The sequence below is a fragment of the Microbacterium sp. NRRL B-14842 genome (assembly GCF_050470785.1).
The window spans coordinates 870,463-891,314 of the sequence record NZ_JBFLUM010000001.1 but is presented as its reverse complement, the minus strand read 5'-3'; the positions used below and the strand labels follow the sequence as shown (position 1 = coordinate 891,314).

23 protein-coding genes are annotated in these 20,852 nt (G+C 70.3%); 3 read left to right on the top strand and 20 right to left on the bottom strand.

From position 1 onward, the window contains the following. Positions 1 to 12: 12 nt before the first annotated feature. The 11 genes from AB1285_RS04535 to infC all read right to left on the bottom strand — a co-directional run bounded on the left by AB1285_RS04535 (position 13) and on the right by infC (position 8,892). Positions 13 to 939: an amino acid ABC transporter permease gene (locus tag AB1285_RS04535; RefSeq protein WP_268776865.1), complete on the bottom strand. Its 927-nt coding sequence runs from the start codon at positions 937 to 939 to the stop codon at positions 13 to 15. Further along, positions 936 to 1,583 (bottom strand): amino acid ABC transporter permease, encoded by a 648-nt coding sequence (locus tag AB1285_RS04530; RefSeq protein ID WP_062636670.1) that lies wholly within the window; start codon positions 1,581 to 1,583, stop codon positions 936 to 938. Before AB1285_RS04530 ends, AB1285_RS04535 begins: the two co-directional genes overlap by 4 nt. A gap of 84 nt (positions 1,584 to 1,667) precedes the next feature. Next, positions 1,668 to 2,582, bottom strand: a complete 915-nt coding sequence (locus AB1285_RS04525) for a glutamate ABC transporter substrate-binding protein (protein WP_259954177.1) — start codon at positions 2,580 to 2,582, stop codon at positions 1,668 to 1,670. A gap of 46 nt (positions 2,583 to 2,628) precedes the next feature. After that, positions 2,629 to 3,375, bottom strand: a complete 747-nt coding sequence (locus AB1285_RS04520) for an amino acid ABC transporter ATP-binding protein (RefSeq protein ID WP_060922536.1) — start codon at positions 3,373 to 3,375, stop codon at positions 2,629 to 2,631. A gap of 262 nt (positions 3,376 to 3,637) precedes the next feature. Beyond that, the gene (locus tag AB1285_RS04515) at positions 3,638 to 4,600 is read right to left on the bottom strand and encodes a TAXI family TRAP transporter solute-binding subunit (RefSeq protein WP_280567818.1); all 963 of its coding nucleotides are present in this window, start codon (positions 4,598 to 4,600) and stop codon (positions 3,638 to 3,640) included. Continuing rightward, positions 4,597 to 5,970, bottom strand: a complete 1,374-nt coding sequence (locus tag AB1285_RS04510; RefSeq protein ID WP_268776863.1) for a sensor histidine kinase — start codon at positions 5,968 to 5,970, stop codon at positions 4,597 to 4,599. The genes AB1285_RS04515 and AB1285_RS04510 overlap by 4 nt, the downstream gene beginning before the upstream one ends. A 3-nt stretch (positions 5,971 to 5,973) precedes the next feature. Then, on the bottom strand, positions 5,974 to 6,645 hold the full coding sequence (locus AB1285_RS04505; protein WP_268776862.1) for a response regulator transcription factor: 672 nt from the start codon (positions 6,643 to 6,645) through the stop codon (positions 5,974 to 5,976). A 22-nt stretch (positions 6,646 to 6,667) separates the two neighbouring features. Beyond that, positions 6,668 to 7,480 carry a TrmH family RNA methyltransferase gene (locus tag AB1285_RS04500; protein ID WP_259954182.1) on the bottom strand — a complete coding sequence of 271 codons (813 nt, stop codon included), beginning with the start codon at positions 7,478 to 7,480 and terminating at the stop codon, positions 6,668 to 6,670. An 88-nt stretch (positions 7,481 to 7,568) separates the two neighbouring features. Then, positions 7,569 to 7,955 carry a 50S ribosomal protein L20 gene (rplT, locus tag AB1285_RS04495; protein WP_187661881.1) on the bottom strand — a complete coding sequence of 129 codons (387 nt, stop codon included), beginning with the start codon at positions 7,953 to 7,955 and terminating at the stop codon, positions 7,569 to 7,571. Positions 7,956 to 7,986: 31 nt separating this feature from the next. Further along, on the bottom strand, positions 7,987 to 8,181 hold the full coding sequence (rpmI, locus tag AB1285_RS04490; RefSeq protein WP_025105280.1) for a 50S ribosomal protein L35: 195 nt from the start codon (positions 8,179 to 8,181) through the stop codon (positions 7,987 to 7,989). Between the two features lie 72 nt (positions 8,182 to 8,253). Beyond that, positions 8,254 to 8,892 carry a translation initiation factor IF-3 gene (gene infC, locus AB1285_RS04485; protein ID WP_370428515.1) on the bottom strand — a complete coding sequence of 213 codons (639 nt, stop codon included), beginning with the start codon at positions 8,890 to 8,892 and terminating at the stop codon, positions 8,254 to 8,256. A gap of 233 nt (positions 8,893 to 9,125) precedes the next feature. On the opposite strand from infC, the gene AB1285_RS04480 reads away from it, so the two are divergent. Beyond that, complete coding sequence (locus AB1285_RS04480) at positions 9,126 to 9,524, top strand: DUF1844 domain-containing protein (RefSeq protein ID WP_060922526.1); 399 nt, start codon at positions 9,126 to 9,128, stop codon at positions 9,522 to 9,524. A gap of 16 nt (positions 9,525 to 9,540) precedes the next feature. Here AB1285_RS04480 and AB1285_RS04475 read toward each other — a convergent pair whose 3' ends face one another. From AB1285_RS04475 to AB1285_RS04450, 6 genes are all read right to left on the bottom strand, one after another. Next, a complete protein-coding gene (locus AB1285_RS04475) occupies positions 9,541 to 10,338 on the bottom strand; it encodes an SseB family protein (protein WP_292795600.1) in 798 nt (265 codons plus the stop codon). After that, entirely contained in the window at positions 10,322 to 11,068 is a 747-nt protein-coding gene (gene priA / locus AB1285_RS04470; RefSeq protein WP_025105284.1) for a bifunctional 1-(5-phosphoribosyl)-5-((5-phosphoribosylamino)methylideneamino)imidazole-4-carboxamide isomerase/phosphoribosylanthranilate isomerase PriA, read from the bottom strand. The genes AB1285_RS04475 and priA overlap by 17 nt, the downstream gene beginning before the upstream one ends. Before the next feature lie 112 nt (positions 11,069 to 11,180). Further along, entirely contained in the window at positions 11,181 to 11,816 is a 636-nt protein-coding gene (gene hisH, locus AB1285_RS04465; RefSeq protein WP_259954184.1) for an imidazole glycerol phosphate synthase subunit HisH, read from the bottom strand. Beyond that, positions 11,813 to 12,430: an imidazoleglycerol-phosphate dehydratase HisB gene (hisB, locus tag AB1285_RS04460; RefSeq protein WP_370428499.1), complete on the bottom strand. Its 618-nt coding sequence runs from the start codon at positions 12,428 to 12,430 to the stop codon at positions 11,813 to 11,815. Before hisB ends, hisH begins: the two co-directional genes overlap by 4 nt. Beyond that, entirely contained in the window at positions 12,427 to 13,521 is a 1,095-nt protein-coding gene (locus AB1285_RS04455) for a histidinol-phosphate transaminase (RefSeq protein ID WP_370428498.1), read from the bottom strand. The genes hisB and AB1285_RS04455 overlap by 4 nt, the downstream gene beginning before the upstream one ends. Before the next feature lie 64 nt (positions 13,522 to 13,585). Next, positions 13,586 to 13,954, bottom strand: coding sequence for a LysM peptidoglycan-binding domain-containing protein (locus AB1285_RS04450; RefSeq protein WP_187661886.1), 369 nt, complete (start codon positions 13,952 to 13,954; stop codon positions 13,586 to 13,588). 283 nt (positions 13,955 to 14,237) lie between these two features. Here AB1285_RS04450 and lexA point away from each other — a divergent pair, with 283 nt between their 5' ends. Continuing rightward, entirely contained in the window at positions 14,238 to 14,924 is a 687-nt protein-coding gene (gene lexA, locus AB1285_RS04445; RefSeq protein ID WP_259954186.1) for a transcriptional repressor LexA, read from the top strand. Positions 14,925 to 14,988: 64 nt separating this feature from the next. On the opposite strand, the gene metE is transcribed toward lexA, so the two are convergent. Together metE and AB1285_RS04435 are read right to left on the bottom strand one after the other, a co-directional pair. Continuing rightward, positions 14,989 to 17,298: a 5-methyltetrahydropteroyltriglutamate--homocysteine S-methyltransferase gene (metE, locus tag AB1285_RS04440; RefSeq protein WP_370428497.1), complete on the bottom strand. Its 2,310-nt coding sequence runs from the start codon at positions 17,296 to 17,298 to the stop codon at positions 14,989 to 14,991. Between the two features lie 21 nt (positions 17,299 to 17,319). Continuing rightward, positions 17,320 to 18,267 (bottom strand): methylenetetrahydrofolate reductase, encoded by a 948-nt coding sequence (locus AB1285_RS04435; RefSeq protein ID WP_292795611.1) that lies wholly within the window; start codon positions 18,265 to 18,267, stop codon positions 17,320 to 17,322. Positions 18,268 to 18,451: 184 nt separating this feature from the next. On the opposite strand from AB1285_RS04435, the gene AB1285_RS04430 reads away from it, so the two are divergent. Continuing rightward, a complete protein-coding gene (locus AB1285_RS04430) occupies positions 18,452 to 20,314 on the top strand; it encodes a prolyl oligopeptidase family serine peptidase (protein WP_292795614.1) in 1,863 nt (620 codons plus the stop codon). Between the two features lie 11 nt (positions 20,315 to 20,325). Here AB1285_RS04430 and smpB read toward each other — a convergent pair whose 3' ends face one another. After that, on the bottom strand, positions 20,326 to 20,802 hold the full coding sequence (smpB, locus tag AB1285_RS04425; RefSeq protein WP_050722832.1) for an SsrA-binding protein SmpB: 477 nt from the start codon (positions 20,800 to 20,802) through the stop codon (positions 20,326 to 20,328). Positions 20,803 to 20,852: the final 50 nt, after the last annotated feature.

The following is a 20,852-nucleotide window of genomic DNA, read 5'->3' as shown; positions in this document are numbered from 1 at the left end:
GCCGGTCGTGGCTCACACCGCCAGTCCGCCGGAGTTGTTGCTGTCGTGCTTACCGAGACCCCGCTGCATCACGATGAGCGACGTGTTCGTCTCGCCGTCGTGCTGGCGGGGGTCCGGCTCCACGGGACCGGCCTTGGCCGAGCGCTTGGCGCGGCGCTGCAGGCGGTAGGCGACGTAGGAGAGCACCAGACAGACCGCGACGTACATCGAGCCGCCGACGATCGCGGCGGGGATCAGCGGCGACCCGTAGGGCGCCTGGTTGCCGATCTGGTTGATGACGTAGAGCAGCTCCTGGTACGTGATGATGAAGCCGAGCGCGGTGTCCTTCAGGGCCACCACGAGCTGCGCGATGATCACGGGCATCATCGCCCGGACGGCCTGCGGGATCAGGATGAAGTACATGACCCCGGTCTTGCGCAGGCCGATCGCGTAGCCGGCTTCCTTCTGCCCGCGCGGCAGCGACTCGATCCCGGCGCGGAGCACCTCCGCCAGCACGGAGCCGTTGTAGACGATGAGCGCGATGACGACCGCGTAGTACGGGGGCATCCGGATACCGATCACCGGGAGGCCGTAGTACAGCAGCATCATGAGGATCAGGACGGGGATCGCCCGCATGATCTCGATGATCCACCGCACCGGTTCCCGCACCCAGGCGTGCTCGGAGAGGCGGCCGATGCCGAGGACGAAGCCCAGCACGATCGAACCGACACCGGCGACCGCGAAGGCGGAGAGCGTGCTGAGCAGCCCCTCCCCGAAGCGCACCCAGACCGCCGAGTACGTGAAGATGTTCCACTTCTCCGCGGAGAACTGGCCGGTGGCATACAGGCGCCAGACCACCCAGCCGAGCACGGCGAGGACGACGAGGATCGTGACGGCGCCGATAATCCGGTTGCGGGCGACGGCGCGAGGCCCGGGGACGTCGAACAGGACGGAACTCATCGCGCGATCCTCCACTTGTTCTCGAGTACGCGCTGCACCCAGCTCAGGAGCAGCACGAGCACGACGAAGATGACCATGACCCAGAGCAGCACGACGAGGGCGTTCTCGCCCCGCTCGCTGAGTGCCGCTCGGATCGTGCCGAGGTTGACCACCGAGAAGCCGGCGGCCACCGTGGTGTTCTTCATGAGGGCGATGAGCACGCTCATGAGCGGCGGGACCACGGACCGCGTGGCCTGGGGCAGCACGACGAAGCGCATGACCTGGCCGAAGTTGAGGCCGATGGCCCGTGCCGCCTCCGCCTGTCCGACCGGCACCGTGTTGATGCCGGCGCGGATCGCCTCCGCGACGTAGGTGGCGGTGTAGATGCCGAGCGCGATCGTGGCGAGCAGCAGGGAGTTGACCCGCTCCCCGAGCAGGATCGGAAGGCAGAACGCGAAGAAGAACATCACCAGCGTGAGCGGGGTGTTCCGGATCCAGTTCACGTACACGGCGCCGACGCCGCGCGCGATCGGGACCGGGGACACGCGGGCCGCTCCGACGATGAGTCCGAGCACCACGGCGATGAGGCCACCGCCGAGGAACAGCGCGATGGTTCCCCACAGCGCTTCACCCCAGAGGTCGAGGTGGTCCGAGATCACTCCCACTGCTGTGCCTTTCGGTTCGTTTCCGCGTCAGGTCGACGCCGAGGAGGACGGGGGCGGCCGGTCGGACCGACCGCCCCCGCGAGATCAACCGACCGGGTCGACCTCGGGCTGCTCGGCCTTCACACCGGAGGCGCCGAGGTTGTTGTCGAAGATCTGCTGCCAGATGTCACCACCGTCGGTGAGCTGGGTGTTGAAGTACTCGACGAGCGCGTCGTCGCCCTTCGCCACACCGATGCCGTAGCGCTCCTCGCTGAACGGCTCGCCGACGACCTTGAGGTTGTCGGGGTCCTGGGCCGCGTAGCCGATGAGGATCGCCTCGTCGGTCGTGACGGCGTCGACCTGGCCGTTCTTGAGGTCCTCGACGCACTTGGAGTACGTGTCGTACTCCTTCGTCTTCACCTCGGGGTAGTTCTCCTTGATGTTCTGGATCGGCGTCGAACCCGTCGCCGAGCAGACCGTCGTGGAGGAGTCGAGGTCGTCGACGCTCGCGATGTCACTGTCGGCCGCGACGAGGAGGCCCTGGCCGGTGACGAAGTAGGGACCAGCGAAGGCGATCTGCTCCTTGCGCTTGTCCGTGATCGAGTAGGTGCCGACGTAGTAGTCGATGTCGCCGTTGACGATGGCCTGCTCGCGGTTCGCGGAGGCGATCGCCTGGAACTCGATCTTCTCCGGGTCGACACCGAGGGATGCCGCCATCCAGCGGGCGATGTCGACGTCGAAGCCGGTGCGCTCGTTCGTCACCGGGTCGAGGTAGCCGAGACCGGGCTGGTCCTCCTTGACGCCCACCTTGACGGTGCCCGACGAGGAGATGCGGTCGAACGTGGGGCTCCCCTCGATCGTGACATCCTCCTCGATGGTCCAGGGCGTGCTGCTCGAGGCGTCGCCCTCGTCGCTGCCCGACGTGCCGGTGCTCGACGGCGTGCCGCTGTTGCAGGCCGTGAGCGCGAGCAGCGCCACCGTGGCGATCCCGAATCCGGCCAGTGTCCGTGTGCGTCGCATGTGCGTCTCCTTCGTGTGCTGTGCTGTGGGTGCTGGGTCTGGGAAGTCAGTGCGTGAGGAGCTTCGAGAGGAAGTCCTTGGCGCGGTCGCTCTTCGGGTTCGTGAAGAACTCCTCGGGCGTGGCCTCCTCGACGATCCGGCCGTCCGCCATGAAGACGACGCGGTCGGCCGCCTTGCGGGCGAAGCCCATCTCGTGGGTGACGACGATCATGGTCATGCCCTCCTGGGCGAGCTCGACCATGACGTCGAGGACCTCGTTGATCATCTCGGGGTCGAGCGCGCTCGTGGGCTCGTCGAAGAGCATGACCTTCGGCTGCATGGCCAGGGCCCGTGCGATCGCGACGCGCTGCTGCTGGCCGCCGGAGAGCTGCGCAGGGAGCTTGTTCGCCTGCTGCGCGACGCCGACCCGCTTGAGGAGCATCATCGCCTCGGCCTCGGCGTCGGACTTCTTCAGGCCACGGACCTTGATCGGGCCGAGCGTCACGTTCTCGAGGATCGTGAGGTGCGCGAAGAGGTTGAAGGACTGGAAGACCATGCCGACGTCGGCCCGCAGGTGCGCGAGAGCCTTGCCCTCCGCGGGCAGCTCCTTGCCGTCGATGCGGATGGAGCCGCTGGTGATGGTCTCCAGGCGGTTGATCGTGCGGCAGAGCGTCGACTTGCCCGAGCCGGAGGGGCCGATCACGACGACGACCTCCCCCGCGTTGACGGTCAGGTCGATGTCGCTGAGCGCCTGGAACTCGCCGTAGTGCTTCTGGACGTTCTCGACGACGACGAGCGGGGTTTCAGAGGTCATCATTTCTCCAAACTAGCCACGCGATGCGCGCGGTTCCAGGCACCACGGTGAGGTTTACACGTTCGTAATCACCTGATCGCAGCGCCAATGCATCCTCGCAGGGGCGCCCCACGGCCCGCCCCCTCGGGCCGCGGGATCGCCCTGCTGCCACGCTCCCAGCGACAGCAGGCAGCAGGTGTCCGATCGTGTGCGATCGACCTCACCTTGGCAGAGCGCGCCGACGCCTGTCAGGGATCTTGAGGATTTCTTGAGGGGGCGCCCGTCACCGGCGCAGGCCGCGGTAGTACTCCTCCGCACCGGGGTGCAGGGGCACCGGCCCGGTGAAGATCGCGGACCGCCGGTCCAGCAACGCTGCCGCCGGGACGTCGGCGGCCAACGTGGTGCGCGCCGCGAACAGGCCCGCGACGAGATCATGGACGACGCCGGGCGGGGTGCTTCCGGCGGTGACGAGGTAGTTCGGCACCGCCAACGTCATCACGGAGGCGTCGAGGCCGTAGGTGCCCGCGGGCACGTCGGCGGGCCGATACGCATGGGAGTACCGCTCGTTGACCGCATTGACCCAGTCCTGCTCGACCGGGAGCAGACGGACGTCGACGGTCTCCGCGATGTCCGCGATGCCGGGCGTCGGCAGCCCGCCCACCCAGAAGAAGCCGTCGATCTCCCCGCGCTCCATGGCGGCGATGGACCCGCCGAGGTCGAGCTGCGGATCGTCGATCGTATCCGCGGCCACGCCGGCGGCGTGCAGCACCCGGGTCGCGATCACGTTCACCCCCGAGTTCTCGGCCCCGAGGGAGATCGTCCCCCCGGCGAGATCCGCGAGATCGTCCAGAGCCGAGTCGTCGCGCACGACGATCTGCAGGTACTCGTCGTACAGGCGGGCGACCGCCTGTACGTCCAGCGGCTCGGCGAAGGCTCCCGTTCCGGCCACGGCATCGGCTGCGGCATCGCCCTGCGCGAAGCCGAGGAGCGCCTCCCCCGCACTCACCCGCAGCAGGTTGTCGACCGATCCGGCGGTCTCCTCCGCCGTGAGATCGACGTCCAGCTCGCGCGACAGCTCGACCGCCAGGCGACTGCCGTAGTCGTGGTAGACCCCGGTGGGACTTCCCGCGGCGATCACGGCGACGGTGTCCGTCCATCCCTCGGAACGCGGACTGCACGCGCTCAACGCGACGGCCGTCACGAGCGCGAGCATCCCGGCCACGACACGCCGTCCCCGCCCGCTCATGCCGCCGCCTCCGCGGGGAGGACGAGGGCCACGAGGAGCCCGCCGCCATCGGCGCCGCGCACCCGCAGCTCGCCCCCGACCGTCGCGAGGAGGTCGGTCGCGATCGCGAGCCCGAGCCCGGTCCCCGGCATGTCGCCGCTGTCCGCGCTCCGCCAGAAGCGGTCCGCCGCCGACGAGGCGTCCTCCGGAGACAGTCCGGGGCCGTGGTCGCGCACGGTGAGGTGGCATTCGCCGTCCACGCGCCGCGCGCCGACCTCGATGGGCGAGCCCTCCGGCGAGTACTTCACCGCGTTGTCGATCGCGGCGTCGAGCGCGCTCTCCACGATGGTGCGGTCGGTGATCGTCATGACCGACGGCTCCCCCGTCCGACGCAGCACGATCGCCCGCTGCGCCGCCACCTCCTGCCAGGCCTCCACCCGGCGGGCTGCGACAGCGGCCAGATCGACCGCGGACATCGTGGAGTCGGTGCGACCGCCGCGGGCGAGTCCGAGGAGGGTCTCCAGGATGCGGGTCATCCGCCGGCCCTCCTCCCTCGTCTCCTCGACGTCGTGGTCCCACTCGCGTCCCAGACCCGTCGCGAGGTGCTCGACGCGCAGCAGCAACGCGTTGAGCGGATTCCGCAGCTCGTGCGAGGCGTTCAGCGCGAACTCCTGCTGTCGCGTCATGACGCGCTCGATCTCATCGGCCATGCCGTTGAACACCCGCGTCATGCGCCGCAGCTCGGGCGGCCCGGTGCCCTCGGCCACCCGGGCGTCCATCTCCCCGCGCTCGATCGCCGCCATCGTCTCGTCGAGGCGGCGCACCGGGGAGAGCACCCAGCGCGCCAGACCGGCGACCAGGAGGATGCCGAGCGCGCACAGCAGCACGACGATCACGCCGAGCACGAGCGTCTGGCGCAGTATGACGGTCTGCGGCGTCTCCGTTCCTCCGCTCACGAGCACGGCGCCGATCACGTCGCCGTCGTCGAACACCGGCTCCACGAGCGCCGCGTCGGACACGACCCATGCGGAGGAGGTCGGCTGTTCGGCGCGGCGTCCGGAGAGCGCCAGCCGTACCCGCTGCGCGTCCTCCTCCGACAGGACCGTGTCGCCGTGATCCCCCGCCGCCCACGGGCTGCCGGTGAGATCGAACACGGTCACCTCGATCCCGTACACCTCCTGGAAGCGGCGGACCTCGGCGTCCATCACCGCCGGGCTCCCGGAGCGGAGCGCCTGCCTGGCGCTCGTCGCGAAGTAGCCGAGGTCGCCGAGCTGCTCCGCGTAGAACGACTGCTGGACGCTGCGCGCCGCGCTCCACCCGGTCACGCCGCCCAGCGCGACGAGCACGACGATCAGCGGCACGAGGAAGACCACGGTCAGGCGGCGGCGCACGCGTCAGGACCCCGCGAGCCGATAGCCGACGCCGCGCACCGTCTCGATGAACGCGCGGTCCCCGCTCTTCTTCCGGATGGCCGCCACGTGCACCTCGAGCGAGTGGCCGAAGCCGCGCCAATCGGTGTTCCAGACCTCGCGGATGAGGCGCTCCTTCGGCACCGCCACACCCGGATATCGGGCGAGCACACCCACGATGTCGAACTCCTTGCGGGTGAGCGCGAGCGGCACCCCGCCGACCTGCACCTCCCGCGCCACGAGGTCGATCTGCACCGCCCCATCGTGCAGCAGCACCCGGGTGTCCGGTTCCGTGCGCAGCGGCCGTGATCGCCGGGTGACCGCCTCGATCCGCGCCAGGAGTTCGTGCACGTCGTACGGCTTCACCACGAAGTCATCGGCCCCGGCGCGCAGCCCCTTGATGCGCTCGGCGACCTGGTTGCGCGCGGTGACGATCACGATCGGGACGTCGGACCGCCCCCGGATACGACGGCAGAGGTCGATCCCGTCGACGTCCGGCAGCCCGAGGTCCAGCAGCACCACCTCGGTGTCGGCGTCGAGGTGCTCCAGCGCGGTCGCCCCGTCGGCGGCGTGCACGGTGGCATAGCCCGAGCGCGCGAGGAAGGCCTGCAAGGCCCCCGCCACCCGCTCGTCGTCCTCGACGATGAGAATCCGCATCCTGCGTTCCGTCCGTCGCCGGTCAGCCGGTGGCGGCGGCGCGTTGGGCGAACGCGCTCTCGTACAGGCACACGCTCGCCGCGGTGGCCAGGTTGAGCGACTCCGCGCGTCCGAAGATCGGCAGCCGCAGGACCCGGTCGGCCCGTGTCAGCGCCTCGTCCTCGAGTCCGCGCGCCTCATTGCCGAACAGCCAGGCGGTCGGCTCGCCGAGCACACCGTCGGCGCGGGCTGCGAGGAGGTCATCCCCCTTCACGTCGGCCGCGAGGATCTGCAGGCCCGCATCGTGCGCACGTCGCACGACCTCGTCGAGGTCCCCACCCACGGAGACCGGAAGGTGGAAGAGCGAGCCCGTCGTCGCCCGCACGACCTTGGGGTTGTAAGGATCGACCGTACGGCCCGTGAGCACGACGGCGTCGGCGCCGGCGGCGTCGGCGGCCCGGATGATGGTGCCGAGGTTGCCGGGGTCGCGCACCTCCTCGCAGATGGCGACCAGACGCGGTGCGGCATCGAAGATGTCGCGCACGGAGGTCGGCGTCTGCCGGACGACGGCGACCAGCCCCTGCGGCGTCACCGTGTCGGCCATCGCGTTGAGCACGTCCTCGCTCACGTACTCGACCTCGACGTCCGCCTCCGCCGCCGCGGCACGGATGTCCGCGTGCCTCTCCCACCCGTGGGGGGTCGCGAACAGCTCGATGATCGCCTCCGGACGGTACGTCAGCGCCTCACGGACGGACTGCGGACCTTCCAACAGGAACAGCCCGGTCTCGGTACGCGCGCTGCGCTTGGTCAGCTTGGCGACGGCACGGACTCGGGGGGAACGGGGGTTCTCCAGCACGGACTCAGTCTACGGTCAGCCCGCCACCGCCCGGATACGCGGAACGGGCGCCTTCTCGGAGGAAGACGCCCGTTCGGAAGCGAGATGCTTACGCGACCGACTTCGGCGCGTTGACGTCGGAGGGCAGAGCCTTCTTCGCCGTCTCGACCAGCGTCGTGAACGTCGCGGCATCGTTCACCGCGAGGTCGGCGAGCATACGACGGTCGACCGTGACACCCGCGAGGTTGAGGCCCTGGATGAAGCGGTTGTACGTCATGCCGTTCTGGCGGGCAGCGGCGTTGATGCGCTGGATCCAGAGACGACGGAAGTCGCCCTTGCGCTTGCGACGGTCCCGGTACGAGTAGACCAGGGAGTGGATGACCTGCTCCTTGGCCTTCCGGTAGAGGCGCGAACGCTGACCGCGGTAGCCGGAGGCGCGCTCGAGGATGACCCGACGCTTCTTGTGGGCGTTGACCGCCCGCTTGACTCTTGCCATTTTCCTGTGTTCCTATCGTGCGTTCGGCGCGTCAGCGACCGAGAAGCTTCTTCGCGACCTTGAAGTCCGCCTTCGCGAGCACCTGGTCCTGGTTCAGACGGCGGGTGCGACGGCTCGACTTGTGCTCGAGGTTGTGGCGCATCCCGGCCTGCTGCTTCTTCAGCTTGCCGCTGCCGGTGATCTTGAAGCGCTTCTTAGCACCCGAGTGGGTCTTCTGCTTCGGCATCTTCTCTTCCTTCGTATGGCGCCTTCTCAGGCGACGGTGTCAACCCGCGGTGCGGGAGTTCTGGGGGCGGATCTACTCCGCCGGGGCGTCCGCGGAAGCGTCCGCGTCGTTCTTCGCATCGCGCGCGGCCTGCTTGTTCGCGGCGCGCACGGCGTTCTGCTCCTGCTTCGCCTCGGACTTGCTCTTGTGCGGCGCGACGACCATGACCATGTTGCGGCCGTCGATGGTCGGGTTCGACTCGACGGTGCCGAACTCGGCGACGTCCTCGGCGAACTTGCGCAGCAGACGCACACCCTGCTCGGGACGCGACTGCTCGCGACCGCGGAAGAGGATCATGGCCTTGACCTTGTCACCGGCCTTGAGGAAGCCCTCGGCGCGCTTGAGCTTCGTCGTGTAGTCGTGCGCCTCGATCTTCAGACGGAAGCGGACTTCCTTGAGGATCGTGTTCGCCTGGTTGCGACGCGCTTCCTTTTCCTTCTGCGCGGCCTCGTACTTGAACTTGCCGTAGTCCATGATCTTGACGACGGGCGGCTTCGAGTTCGGGGCGACCTCGACGAGGTCGAGATCGGCTTCCTGTGCGAGACGCAGCGCTGCCTCGATGCGGACAACGCCGATCTGCTCACCCGCGGGGCCGACGAGGCGGACCTCGGGGACGCGGATGCGCTCATTGGTACGGGGATCGCTGATGCGGAGCTCCTTAGACGATGTGATTCGGCCACCGTGATGCTGTCTGCATCTCGGGCGAAATCGGAGTCGTCCCCCACCCGCCGGCTCTCAGACGCCGGCTCCGCACCCTGTCTACCGGCCCCCTCGTGACGAGCGGAGCCGGCGGAGCGCAAGACCCGGTAGCCTGGAACGGCAAGCGCGGGTGGGAAGTGAATCCTCTTTCGTTCCGGAGCATGACGCTCCGGAGCCCGCCAAAGTCTAACAGAAAGCAAGGCGAAGTGACGAACCAGGCATCGGACGAGGCGGCCCGCGAGCGCGAGGAGCGATGGGCTCGGCAGGAAGAAGCGGCCTCCTCGGCCGTCCGCGACATCGCCGACGTCCCGGCCGTCGAGGTGATCACCACCGCCGCCGTGCACCTCATGAGTGCTGCCGCCGTCAAGCTCGGCCTGGCGGACGACCCGGAGGCCGCGGCTCAGCTCGACCTGGACGAGGCGCGCAAGCTCATCAACGCGCTGGCGGGACTCATCACCGCCGGCGCCCCCGAGATCAGCGACATGCACGCCCGCTCGTTGCGTGACGGCCTCCGTTCGCTGCAGCTCGCCTTCCGCGAGGCCTCGACCATCCCGGACCCGATCGGCAAGGGCCCCGGCGAGAAGTGGACCGGCCCCGTCACCTGATCCGGTCGGCGCCCCCTCAGACGCTGCGGCGGAGCTTGACCGTCAGCGAGTCGGCGAGGACGGCGATGCGGTCATCCGCCGCCCACCGCTGGGCGAGGCGCGCGAGCACCGCATCCAGGACCTCGCGCTCCAGGCCGTCGACGAGCTCCAGCACCACGATGAGCTCCGGCCCGCGCAGCCGCGCATCCGGGTCACCGGGCGCGACCGCGACGTCGATCACGGCGAGTTCATGGGCGATGCTCTCCCGGAGCGCGGTGACCACCTCCGGCGAGAGGAAGCTCGGTTCCCACGCGTGCCCCTGCGCCACGGCCCAGACGGCGGGTCGCCGGATCACGAACTCCGTGTCCGAGGTCGGGTCGAGCACGATGAGGTCGGTGTCCTCCGACGATGCGGCCAGCGCGGCGCGGACGGCCTCGACAGGGATGGGTCGCGCCGACGGGTCCCAGCGCTGCATCGTCTCGACCGACGAGAACACCGGCTGGACGCGGCGCCCGTCCGGTGCGGCGACGGTGACGATCGACAGCTCCTGCGTCTTGTCCACCGCGAGGCCGCTGGGGGCCACACCCTCCTCACCCTTCTCGGCGATCAGCGGGATGAGCACCCGCGCGGAGCGGAACGCGTCGACGACCTCCGTCTGACTCCCCTCCCCCGCGCGGAAGCGGAGCAGGGCGGCGAGAAGAGCAGGGTCCGCCGAGCCGTCGTCCGCGGCGTGCGGATTCGACTCGAAGCTGCGCCCCTCCCAGGGGACCCCGGCCGAGTCGGCCCGGTTGTGCGACTCCGGCCCGCAGGCGTGGGGGTCAGTCTCCGGCGACATCCAGGGCCTCCGCCAGCGTGAAGGCGCCCGCGTACAGGGCCTTGCCGACGATGGCGCCCTCGACGCCCAGCGGCACGAGGTCGCGCAGGGCGGCGATGTCGTCGAGGTTCGAGATGCCGCCCGACGCGACGACCGGCTTCGGGGTGCGCGAGGTGACCTCGCGCAGGAGCTCCAGGTTCGGACCGCGCAGCGTACCGTCCTTGGTCACGTCGGTGACGACGTAGCGGCTGCAGCCGGCGTCCTCGAGGCGCTCGAGCACCTCCCAGAGGTCGCCGCCCTCCTTCGTCCAGCCCCGCGCCGCGAGCGTCGTGCCGCGCACGTCGAGGCCGACGGCGATCGCCTCGCCGAAGCGGCTGATCACGTCGGCGGCCCACTCCGGGTTCTCCAGGGCGGCGGTGCCGAGGTTGATGCGGGCGGCGCCGCTCTCCAGAGCCGCCTCCAGGCTCGCGTCGTCCCGGATGCCGCCGGAGAGCTCGACGTTGACGTTCTTGAACTGCTTGATGACCTTGCGCAGGATCGGGGCGTTGCTGCCGCGTCCGAACGCCGCGTCGAGGTCGACGAGGTGGATCCAGGAGGCCCCCTGCGAGACCCACTCCCCCGCGGCGTCGAGCGGGTCGCCGTAGCTCGTCTCCGTGCCCGCCTCCCCCTGGGTCAGACGGACCGCCTTGCCGCCGGCGACGTCGACCGCGGGGAGGAGCGTGAGCGAGGGGGACTGCGCGAAGTCGTTCATGGGGTCCTTGGTTCGGGTGGGTCTGCGGCCCGAGAGGGCACGAGAGACGAGGGTAGTCCGCCGCGGGGCGCGGGACAAACCGCATGACGCCCGGCGCCGACGCGGCCCCGGATCAGAGGCTCTGCACCCAGTTCCGGAGCAGCTGGATGCCGGCGTCTCCGGACTTCTCGGGGTGGAACTGCGTCGCCGAGAGCGGGCCGTTCTCCACGGCCGCGAGGAAGGGACCGCCGTAGGTCGCCCAGGTGAGCACGGGCTGGGGGAACGGCGGGATCACATCGAGCTCCCAGGACTGCGCCGCATAGGAGTGCACGAAGTAGAAGCGCTCCTGCTCGATCCCGCGGAACAGGACGGTGTCCTCCCCCGGTTCCACGGTGTTCCAGCCCATGTGCGGCAGGACAGGGGCGTTGAGCTCCGTCACGGCGCCCGGCCACTCGCCGAGGCCCGCGGCGTCGTGCCCGCGCTCGACGCCGTGCTCGAAGAGCACCTGCATGCCGACGCAGATACCCAGCACCGGTCGACCGCCCGCGAGACGACGGCCGATGATCTCGTCACCGCCGTGAGCCTGCAGGGCGTCCCGCACGGCCTGGAAGGCTCCGACGCCGGGCACGACGAACCCGTCGGCCTCGAGCGCCTCGGTGCGGTCGCGCGTGAGGACGGCGTCGGCTCCCGCGGCGACGAGCGCCTTGACCGCGGAGTGGACGTTGCCGGATTCGTAGTCGAAGACGGCGACCCGGGGCGCGGCGCTCACAAGGCTCCCTTGGTGGACGGGATGCCGTCGACGAGGGGATCCAGCGCCTTCGCCTGACGGAACGCCCGCGCGAACGCCTTGAACTCGGCCTCGGCGATGTGGTGCGGGTCGCGCCCGCCCAGGACCCGGACGTGCACGGTGAGGGCGGCGTTGAAGGTGATGGCTTCGAAGACGTGCCGGACGAGCGATCCGGTGAAGTGCCCGCCGATCAGGTGGTGCTCGAAGCCCGCGGGTTCACCCTCGTGCACGAGGTACGGGCGACCGGAGATGTCGACGACCGCCTGCGCGAGCGCCTCGTCCAGGGGGACGAGGGCGTCGCCGTAGCGGGAGATGCCGGACTTGTCCCCGAGCGCGGCGAGGATCGCCTGACCGAGCACGATCGAGATGTCTTCCACGGTGTGGTGCGCGTCGATGTGGGTGTCGCCGGACGCCCGCACGGTGAGATCCGTCAGCGAGTGCTTCGCGAACGCCGTGAGCATGTGGTCGAAGAACGGCACCGAGGTGTCGATGCGGCTCGCGCCGGTACCGTCCAGGTTGAGCTCGACCTCGACGGTGGACTCCGACGTGCTGCGCACGCGGCTCGCGGTGCGTGCGGTGGGCGCGGGGATGGTCATGATGCCGATCCTATCGAGGCCAGGGCGTCCAGGAACGCCGTGGTCTCCGCCTCCGTACCGGCACTCACCCGCAGGTGACCGGGGATGCCGACGTCACGGACGAGCACGCCGCGATCGTAGAGCTGCTGCCAGGTGGCCTGCGGGTCCGCGACGCCGCCGAACAGCACGAAGTTGGACCACGAGAGGTGGGGCGTGTAGCCGAGGGCCTCCAGCGTGGCCGTGATCCGGTCGCGCTGCTCCACGATCTCCTGCACCATCCCGAGCATGACGTCGGCATTGCGGAGCGCGGCGACGGCCGCCGCCTGCGTCAGGGCGCTCAGGTGGTAGGGCAGGCGCACCAGACGCAGCGCGTCGATGAACGCGGGGTCGGCGGCGAGGTAGCCGACGCGGGCACCGGCGAAGGCGAAGGCCTTGCTCATGGTGCGGGAGACCGCCAGCCGCGGCCGGCCCTCCAGCAGAGTCAGTGCAGACGGGGCATCGCGCGGCGCGAACTCCTGATAGGCCTCGTCGACGATCACCACGCCACGGGCGGCGTCGTAGACGGCCTCCACCACGTCGAGCCCCAGCGGCGTGCCCGTCGGATTGTTCGGCGAGCAGAGGATCACGATGTCCGGGTCGGCCGCACGGACCTGCTCCGCCGCCTCCTCCGCGGTGACGGTGTAGTCCGGCTGCCGGGTGCCGGCGATCCACGACGCCCCTGTGCCCTTCGCGATGAGCGGGTACATCGAGTACGTCGGGCCGAAGCCGAATGCCGTGCGGTCCGGACCGCCGAAAGCCTGGAAGATGTGCTGCAGCACCTCGTTGGAGCCGTTTCCCGCCCAGATCTGCTCCGGCGTGAGGCCGTGACCCAGGTAGTCGGCGAAGGCCTCCCGCAGCGTCGTGAACTCACGATCCGGGTACCGGTTCACGTCCCGGATCGCCACGGCGATGTCATCGAGGATGTCGCTCGCGACCTCGTCGGGAACGGGATGCGTGTTCTCGTTCACGTTCAGAGCCACCGGCAGCGGGGCCTGGGGCGCGCCGTACGGGGTGAGTCCGCGCAGATCGTCGCGGAGCGGGAGATCGTTGAGGGAGAAGGTCACCCTTCCCATCTTAAGAGGAGCACGGAGAGCCGAGGTCATCGTGACGACCGGATCGGAAGACTCGGGCTCCGCGTCAGTCGGTGTAGCGGGCCGGGAGCGCGAGCTCCTGACCGACCTGCAGCTCGCCGCCGCGCAGGAGATTCATGCGGCTGATCTCACCGATGACCTCGCGTGGGTCGGCCTCGGGGGCGATGCTGCTCGCGATCGACCAGAGGGTGTCGCCGGGCATGACCGTGACGGTCTCGACGGAGACGGCCGGTGCGTCCGCGCCGGAGGCGATCGCACTACCCCCGCTGATGGCGGCGAAGGCGATGCCCGCCGCGAGCGGGACCGAGGCGAGCGCGAGCAGAGCGCGGCGACCGCGTGCCGTGATCCGCAGCCGGGTGGCCGGACGGGCCGATGCCGGGAAGGCGGTCGCGGTGCTGAGGCTGATGCTGCTCATGTCTGCTCCTTACTGTCCCGGCGCCGGAGCCCGGGGAGGTTGGCGTAGCTTTCGCATCCGCGCCTCGGCCGGGAGCCGTGGATGCGAAGCTACGTTCCGAAGATATCTTCGAGTTCGAACATCTGTCAAGCTGTCTTCGAAACCGCGGCCCGCGAATCGCCCGACACGCTCGAACAGATCTTCCAGATCCGCGCTTTTCTCGGATACGGTTTCGATAAGGACACCCCACCACGGGCCACCGACATTCGAAGCGGCACGTCGGATCACGCAGTGAAGGAGCACCATGAGCGACACCTCAGCCCTCGAGTCCGAGGCGCCGCGCACCCGCCGTCGCAAGAGCCTCAGTCCGAAGCAGATGGCGATCCTCGAGGTCATCCAGGGCTCCATCGCACAGAACGGCTACCCGCCGAGCATGCGCGAGATCGGCGATGCCGTCGGACTCAAGTCGCTGTCCAGCGTCACGCACCAGCTCGGTCAGCTCGAGCTCAGCGGCTACCTGCGGCGCGACCCGGGCAAGACGCGCGCCATGGAGGTCCTCATCGACCTTCCCGGCACCGGTGCGGAGAACCCCGCGGATGTGGCGACCCCGGTCGGCGACGCCGCCCTGGTCCCGCTGGTCGGCCGCATCGCCGCCGGCGTGCCCATCACCGCCGATCAGCAGGTGGAGGAGATCTTCCCGCTCCCCCGGCAGCTCGTCGGCAAAGGCGACCTCTTCATGCTCAAGGTCTCCGGCGAGTCGATGATCGACGCCGCGATCTGCGACGGGGACTGGGTCGTGGTCCGGTCGCAGAACACCGCGGAGAACGGTGAGATCGTCGCCGCCATGCTCGACGGCGAGGCCACCGTCAAGGTGCTTCGTCGTCGCGACGGCCACACCTGGCTGCTCCCCCGCAACTCCGCGTTCGAGCCGATCCTGGGCGACGAAGCCGTCGTGCTCGGCAAGGTCGTCGCGGTCATGCGCGCCGTCTGAGACACACGACGAAGGCCCTCCCGGTGCACCGGGAGGGCCTTCGTCGTTTCGCTGAGCAGGAGTGTCAGGCGGTGACCACCACGTCCTCGCGCACCCGGCGGGTGGCCTCGACGATGTTCCGCAGCGATGCCGTGGTCTCGGCGTAGCCGCGGGTCTTCAGGCCGCAGTCCGGGTTCACCCAGAGCTGACGGAGCGGGATCTCCTCGACCGCGCGACGCAGCAGGGACTCGACCTCCTCGACCGTCGGCACACGCGGCGAGTGGATGTCGTAGACACCGGGGCCGATGCCGTGGTCGAAGCCGACCTCGGCGATGTCCGCGACGACCTCCATGCGGCTGCGGGCCGCCTCGATCGACGTCACGTCGGCGTCGAGCGCACGGATCGCGTCGATCACGACGCCGAACTCCGAGTAACAGAGGTGGGTGTGCACCTGCGTGGCCGCCGCGGCACCGCCCGTCGCCAGACGGAACGAGGCGACGGACCAGTCCAGGTACGTGGGCTGGTCGGTCTGCTTCAGCGGCAGCAGCTCGCGCAGCGCCGGCTCGTCGACCTGGATCACCTGGATGCCCGCGGCCTCCAGATCGGCGATCTCGTCGCGGAGGGCGAGCGCGACCTGGTTCGCGGTCTCCCCCAGAGGCTGGTCGTCGCGGACGAAGGACCACGCGAGGATGGTGACCGGCCCCGTGAGCATCCCCTTCATGTGCTTCGCGGTGAGCGACTGGGCGTATGCCGACCAGGCGACCGTGATGGGCGCCGGGCGGGAGACATCGCCCCAGAGGATCGACGGACGCGTGGCTCGCGAGCCGTACGACTGCACCCAGCCGTGCTGCGTGACCGCGAAGCCGTCGAGGTGCTCGGCGAAGTACTGCACCATGTCGTTCCGCTCGGGTTCGCCGTGCACGAGGACGTCGAGGCCGAGGTCCTCCTGCAGGGAGACGACCGCGGCGACCTCACGGCGGAGGAACTCCTCGTAGTCGTCCTCGGGGATCTCGCCGCGGAGGAACTGCGCGCGTGCGCGGCGGATGTCTCCGGTCTGCGGGAAGGAGCCGATCGTCGTCAGGGGCAGCACCGGCAGGCCGAGGACATTCTGCGCCTCTTCCCGCTCCGCGTACGGAGCACGGGCGAAGTCGGCGTCGGTCAGCGCACGGGAACGCACCGCACCGTCGCGCACGCCGGGAGCGCTCAGGCGATCCTGCAGCGCAGCGGTCGCGGCGTCCAGCTCGGTCGCGATCGCCGTGCGCCCTTCGGACAGACCGCGGGCGAGGGTCACGACCTGCTGCACCTTCTGGTCCGCGAACGCGAGCCAGGACACCAGGCGCTCGTCGAGCGCGGTCTCGTCCTGCACGTCGTGCGGCACGTGCAGCAGCGAGGTCGAGGTGGCCGCGGACACCGGAGCACCGAGCGCGCGGAGCGCCTCCAGGGAGTCGAACGCCGCGGAGAGGTCGCCACGCCAGATGTTGTGACCGTCGATCACACCGCCGACGAGGGTCTTGCCCTCGAGGCCAGGCACCGCCTCCGGGACGGCACCGCGCACGAGATCGACGGCGATCGCCTCGATGGGGGCCGCGGCCACGGTCCCGAACGTCTCGCCGAGGCTCGCATACGGGGCCGCGACGAGGATCGAGGGGCGTTCCTCGGCGCTGCCCAGCACCGCGAGCGCGCGCTCCGCCGCCGAGGCGAGCTGGGCGGTCGTGGCCGGCAGCGACTCGCTGACGAGCGCGGGCTCGTCGAGCTGCACCCACTCGGCACCCGCGGCGCGCAGGCGGGCGAGCAGATCGACGTAGACCGGCAGCACGTCCTCCAGACGCGAGAGCGGCTCGAAGCCCTCCGGCGCGTCGTCCGACGCCTTCGCGAGCGCCAGCAGCGTGACCGGTCCGACGACCACGGGACGCGTGACGAATCCGGCGGCCGCGGCCTCGGCGACCTCGCGCACCAGCCGGTCGCTGGCGAGGGAGAACACCGTCTCCGGGCCGATCTCCGGCACGAGGTAGTGGTAGTTCGAATCGAACCACTTCGTCATCTCCAGCGGCGCGCGCTCCCCCTCGCCGCGGGCGACGGTGAACAGTGCGGAGAGTCCGATCGTCCCGTCCGCCTCCCGCAGGTCGTCGAAGCGCGCGGGGATGGCGCCGACCGTGGCGGCGGCGTCGAGGACCTGGTCGTAGAACGAGAAGGACTCCGGGATCGACGAGTCCGTGCGACCGAGGCCGAGGGCGGCCAGGCGTTCACGGGTCGCCGCGCGCAGGTCCGCTGCCGTCCGCTCCAGCTCCTGCTCGTCGATGCGGCCCGCCCAGAACGCCTCGACGGCCTTCTTGAGCTCGCGGCGGCGGCCGATGCGGGGATAGCCGAGGATGGTGCCCTCGGGGAATGCGGTCATGATGTTTCCTTTCGGCGGGGACTAGTGCCGGAGCGCCGGGACGATGCCGGCTTCGGCGAGGACGGTCAGGACGGTCTCGTGCTGGTTGAAGGCGTACAGGTGGACGCCGGGGGCGCCGCCGGCGACGACGTCGGCGGCGAGGCGCGCGGCCCACGAGATCCCGATCTCCCGGCGCCCCTCGGCGGTGGGCTCGACGTCGAGGGCGACCGAGAGCTCGCTCGGCAGGTCTTCCCCCGTGAGCTCCAGCACCCGGGCCAGCCGGGCAGGTGAGGTGATCGGCATGATGCCGGGAAGGATCGGGATGGTGACGCCGCCCGCTCGAGCTCGCTCCACGAAGGCGAGGTAGTCGTCCGGGTGGAAGAAGAGCTGGGTGATGGCGAAGGTCGCCCCCGCCGCCTGCTTGGCGAGCAGAGCCTCCACGTCCTGGGTGCGGTGCGTGGCCCGCGGGTGCCCCTTCGGGAAGGCCGCGACCGCGATGTCGACCTTCTGCCGGGGGCCCACCAGCGCGGCTCCGGGAAGGCCGGGGACCGGGGACTCCTGGTACGGAGCGCGTTCGGCCTGGACGCGATCGATGAGCTGCACGAGCTGAGCCGCGCTCTCCAGGTCGCCGAGGAAGGGCTCCGTCCGGCCCGCGGGCGGATCGCCGCGGAGGGCGAGGAAGCGGAGGATCCCGGCGTCGAGGAACTCCCGGATGAGCGCCGTGGCCCCGGCATAGGTGTTGCCGACGCACGTGAGATGGGCGAGGGGCTCGACGTCGGTGTGCTCGCGGATGAACCGCAGCACGTCGAGCGAGCGTCCCCCGGTCGAGCCGCCGGCGCCATAGGTCACCGAGAGGAACGCGGGTCCGGCCGCGGCGAGGTGACGGACGGTCTCGTGCAGGGCCTCCTCGCTCGACTCCGAGCGGGGCGGATACAGCTCGAAGGAGAACGGCACGCGGGAGGCGCGGGAGGCGTCGAACGGGGAAGACATCTTCTCTCCTGGGGACAGGGGCCGGGGTCCGCGCACGACGAAGAGCACGTCGTTCGCGGGCGGGTGCCGGGCTCGGCTGTCGCTCCACGTCCGGGATCAACCGGGCGTTTCCAGAAACCTAGAACACGCCCTCGGCCCGCCGCACGAGTGTGACGTCGTGTGTCACCGCCCGTAGGCTCGACGCATGTCCTCACCGTTCGGCTCCTGGGCTTCCCCCTTCACCGCCGCCGCCGTCGCCGGAGCGGCTCCCCGCATCGACGGAGCACGCTTCGTCGGCGATGAGGTGTGGTGGGCCGAGTCCGTGCCCGCCGAGGGCGGACGCGTCACGGTGCGCAGCTCGACGGGGGCGGAGATCCTCCCGGCACCCTGGAGCGCCCGCTCCCGCGTGCACGAGTACGGGGGCGGTGCCTGGACCGTCGACGGCGACACCCTGTACTTCGTCTCCGGCGCCGACCAGCGTGTGCACCGCATGGACCGCGGCGCGGAGCCGCGCCCCCTCACCGCCGCCGGCCCGTCGTACGGCGGGCTGCGCGTGCAGAGCGGCCGCCTGCTTGCGGTCCGCGAAGACCTCTCGGCCGCCCCGCACCGCCGCGCGATCGTGGAGATCCCCGTGGACGGCTCGGCCGCCGACGAAGCGGCTGCGGTGCGCGTGATCGCGGAGGGCACCGGATTCTTCGCCCACCCCGCTCTCTCGCCGGACGGCAGCCGGGTGGCCTGGGTCGAGTGGCAGGCGGACAGCATGCCGTGGGAGAGTGCCGCCCTCGCCATCGGGGCGGTGGACGGCGGGACCGTCACCCGCGTCCCCACCTCCGCGGCCCTGCAGCCGGAGTGGCGCGGCGACGACGCGCTCGTGTTCGCCGACGACGCTTCAGGGCGCTGGCAGCTCCAGCACCTCGCACTGGACGGCCTCCGGCTCGGCGCCTCGCGCGCGCTGAGCTCGTCGGACGCGGATACCGGATACGGCCTCTGGGTGCTCGGCAACCGCTGGTTCCAGGTCCTGGCCGACGGGCGCCTCGTGGCGGTGCGCACGAATGGACGCGACGAGGTGCAGCTCGTGTCCGCGGACGGCGAGACCCGGGCGATCACGGTGCCGGGCGACGGGCACCTCAGCGTGGACGACGTCGCCGGCTCCCGCGTGCTGCTCAGCGGAGACGGCTCGCGCGTGACCTCAGGCATCTGGTGCGTCGATGTCGACAGTGGGACCGTCGAGACCATCACCGGTGGCGCTCCGGTCGACGAGGACTGGATGCCGGGGGCGCAGCAGATCGTCGTGGAAGGGGCACACGGCCCCGTGCACGCGTTCGCGTATCCGCCCGCCGCGCCCGGAGACCCCCGCGGCGCCGACGGGGAGCTGCCGCCCTACATCGTGCTCGTGCACGGCGGTCCGACCGCCCATGTCACCGGTGCGGCCTCCGCCTCCATCGCGTTCTTCACGAGCCGGGGCATCGGGGTCCTCGACGTCAACTACGGCGGATCGACGGGATATGGACGCGCCTACCGCGACCGTCTGCAGGGACAGTGGGGCATCGTCGACGTGGACGACGTGATCGCGGCGGCCCGCGGCCTCGCGGACGCCGGGTTGGCAGACTCCACCCGCATCGCCATCCGCGGGGGCTCGGCCGGCGGCTGGACGGTGCTCTCCGCACTCGTCCGGGGCGGCACGTTCGCGGCCGGCATCAGCCGCTACGGTGTCGCGGATCTCCGGCTGCTCGCCGCCGAGACCCACGACTTCGAGGCGTCGTACCTCGACGGCCTCGTGGGTCCGCTCCCCGCGGCCGAGGACGTCTACATCGAGCGCTCGCCCCTGACGCACGCCGACCGCATCGACGTTCCGGTGCTGCTGCTGCAGGGCGAGGAGGACCGCGTCGTGCCGCCGTCCCAGTCCGAGGCCATCCGCGACGCTCTGGCGGCGAACGGCATCGACCACGACTACGTGCTGTACCCGGGCGAGGGCCACGGGTTCCGCAGCGCGGAGACCATCGTCGACGCGCTGGAGCGGGAGCTCGCGTTCCTCGGCCGGGTGTTCGGCTTCACGCCGAGCCTCTGAGCCGGCTCGGGCTACTCGCCGACCCTGTTGCGCAGGCGCATCGCGCGCTCGGCCTCGCGGGTGTCCTGACGCTCACGGAGGGTCTGGCGCTTGTCGTACTCGCGCTTGCCCTTCGCGAGGGCGATCTCGACCTTGGCGCGACCGTCCGAGAAGTACAGCTTGAGCGGGATGAGCGTGTACCCGCCCGCGGAGACGGCGTGAGCGAGCTTCGCGATCTCCTCCCGGTGCAGGAGCAGCTTGCGGATGCGCTTGGCCGAGTGGTTCGTCCAGTGCCCCTGCGAGTACTCCGGGATGTGCACGGCATCGAGGAAGACCTCGTTGCCCTTCACGAACGCGTACCCGTCGCTGAGGTTCGCGCGCCCCTGACGGAGCGACTTCACCTCGGTGCCGGTGAGCACCATCCCCGCCTCGTACGACTTCTCGATGTTGTAGTCGTGACGCGCGCGACGATTGGTCGCGATGACCTTCTCCCCGCGTTCCCTGGGCATGATGATCTCCTGTGCTGTGGTGCTGTGGACGGCTCGACAGCGGATCGGTC

What these genes read in the sequence shown, in the direction of transcription:
- priA (WP_025105284.1), bottom strand. Translation starts at nt 11,068, where the DNA reads ATGAACGACTTCGCGCAGTCCCCCTCGCTCACGCTCCTCCCCGCGGTC.
- AB1285_RS04505 (WP_268776862.1), bottom strand. Translation starts at nt 6,645, where the DNA reads ATGCGGATTCTCATCGTCGAGGACGACGAGCGGGTGGCGGGGGCCTTG.
- smpB (WP_050722832.1), bottom strand. Translation starts at nt 20,802, where the DNA reads ATGCCCAGGGAACGCGGGGAGAAGGTCATCGCGACCAATCGTCGCGCG.
- AB1285_RS04515 (WP_280567818.1), bottom strand. Translation starts at nt 4,600, where the DNA reads ATGAGCGGGCGGGGACGGCGTGTCGTGGCCGGGATGCTCGCGCTCGTG.
- AB1285_RS04475 (WP_292795600.1), bottom strand. Translation starts at nt 10,338, where the DNA reads ATGTCGCCGGAGACTGACCCCCACGCCTGCGGGCCGGAGTCGCACAAC.
- AB1285_RS04450 (WP_187661886.1), bottom strand. Translation starts at nt 13,954, where the DNA reads ATGAGCAGCATCAGCCTCAGCACCGCGACCGCCTTCCCGGCATCGGCC.
- rplT (WP_187661881.1), bottom strand. Translation starts at nt 7,955, where the DNA reads ATGGCAAGAGTCAAGCGGGCGGTCAACGCCCACAAGAAGCGTCGGGTC.
- AB1285_RS04520 (WP_060922536.1), bottom strand. Translation starts at nt 3,375, where the DNA reads ATGACCTCTGAAACCCCGCTCGTCGTCGTCGAGAACGTCCAGAAGCAC.
- AB1285_RS04435 (WP_292795611.1), bottom strand. Translation starts at nt 18,267, where the DNA reads ATGTCTTCCCCGTTCGACGCCTCCCGCGCCTCCCGCGTGCCGTTCTCC.
- AB1285_RS04535 (WP_268776865.1), bottom strand. Translation starts at nt 939, where the DNA reads ATGAGTTCCGTCCTGTTCGACGTCCCCGGGCCTCGCGCCGTCGCCCGC.
- AB1285_RS04525 (WP_259954177.1), bottom strand. Translation starts at nt 2,582, where the DNA reads ATGCGACGCACACGGACACTGGCCGGATTCGGGATCGCCACGGTGGCG.
- rpmI (WP_025105280.1), bottom strand. Translation starts at nt 8,181, where the DNA reads ATGCCGAAGCAGAAGACCCACTCGGGTGCTAAGAAGCGCTTCAAGATC.
- lexA (WP_259954186.1), top strand. Translation starts at nt 14,238, where the DNA reads ATGAGCGACACCTCAGCCCTCGAGTCCGAGGCGCCGCGCACCCGCCGT.
- AB1285_RS04430 (WP_292795614.1), top strand. Translation starts at nt 18,452, where the DNA reads ATGTCCTCACCGTTCGGCTCCTGGGCTTCCCCCTTCACCGCCGCCGCC.
- metE (WP_370428497.1), bottom strand. Translation starts at nt 17,298, where the DNA reads ATGACCGCATTCCCCGAGGGCACCATCCTCGGCTATCCCCGCATCGGC.
- hisB (WP_370428499.1), bottom strand. Translation starts at nt 12,430, where the DNA reads ATGACCATCCCCGCGCCCACCGCACGCACCGCGAGCCGCGTGCGCAGC.
- AB1285_RS04455 (WP_370428498.1), bottom strand. Translation starts at nt 13,521, where the DNA reads ATGGGAAGGGTGACCTTCTCCCTCAACGATCTCCCGCTCCGCGACGAT.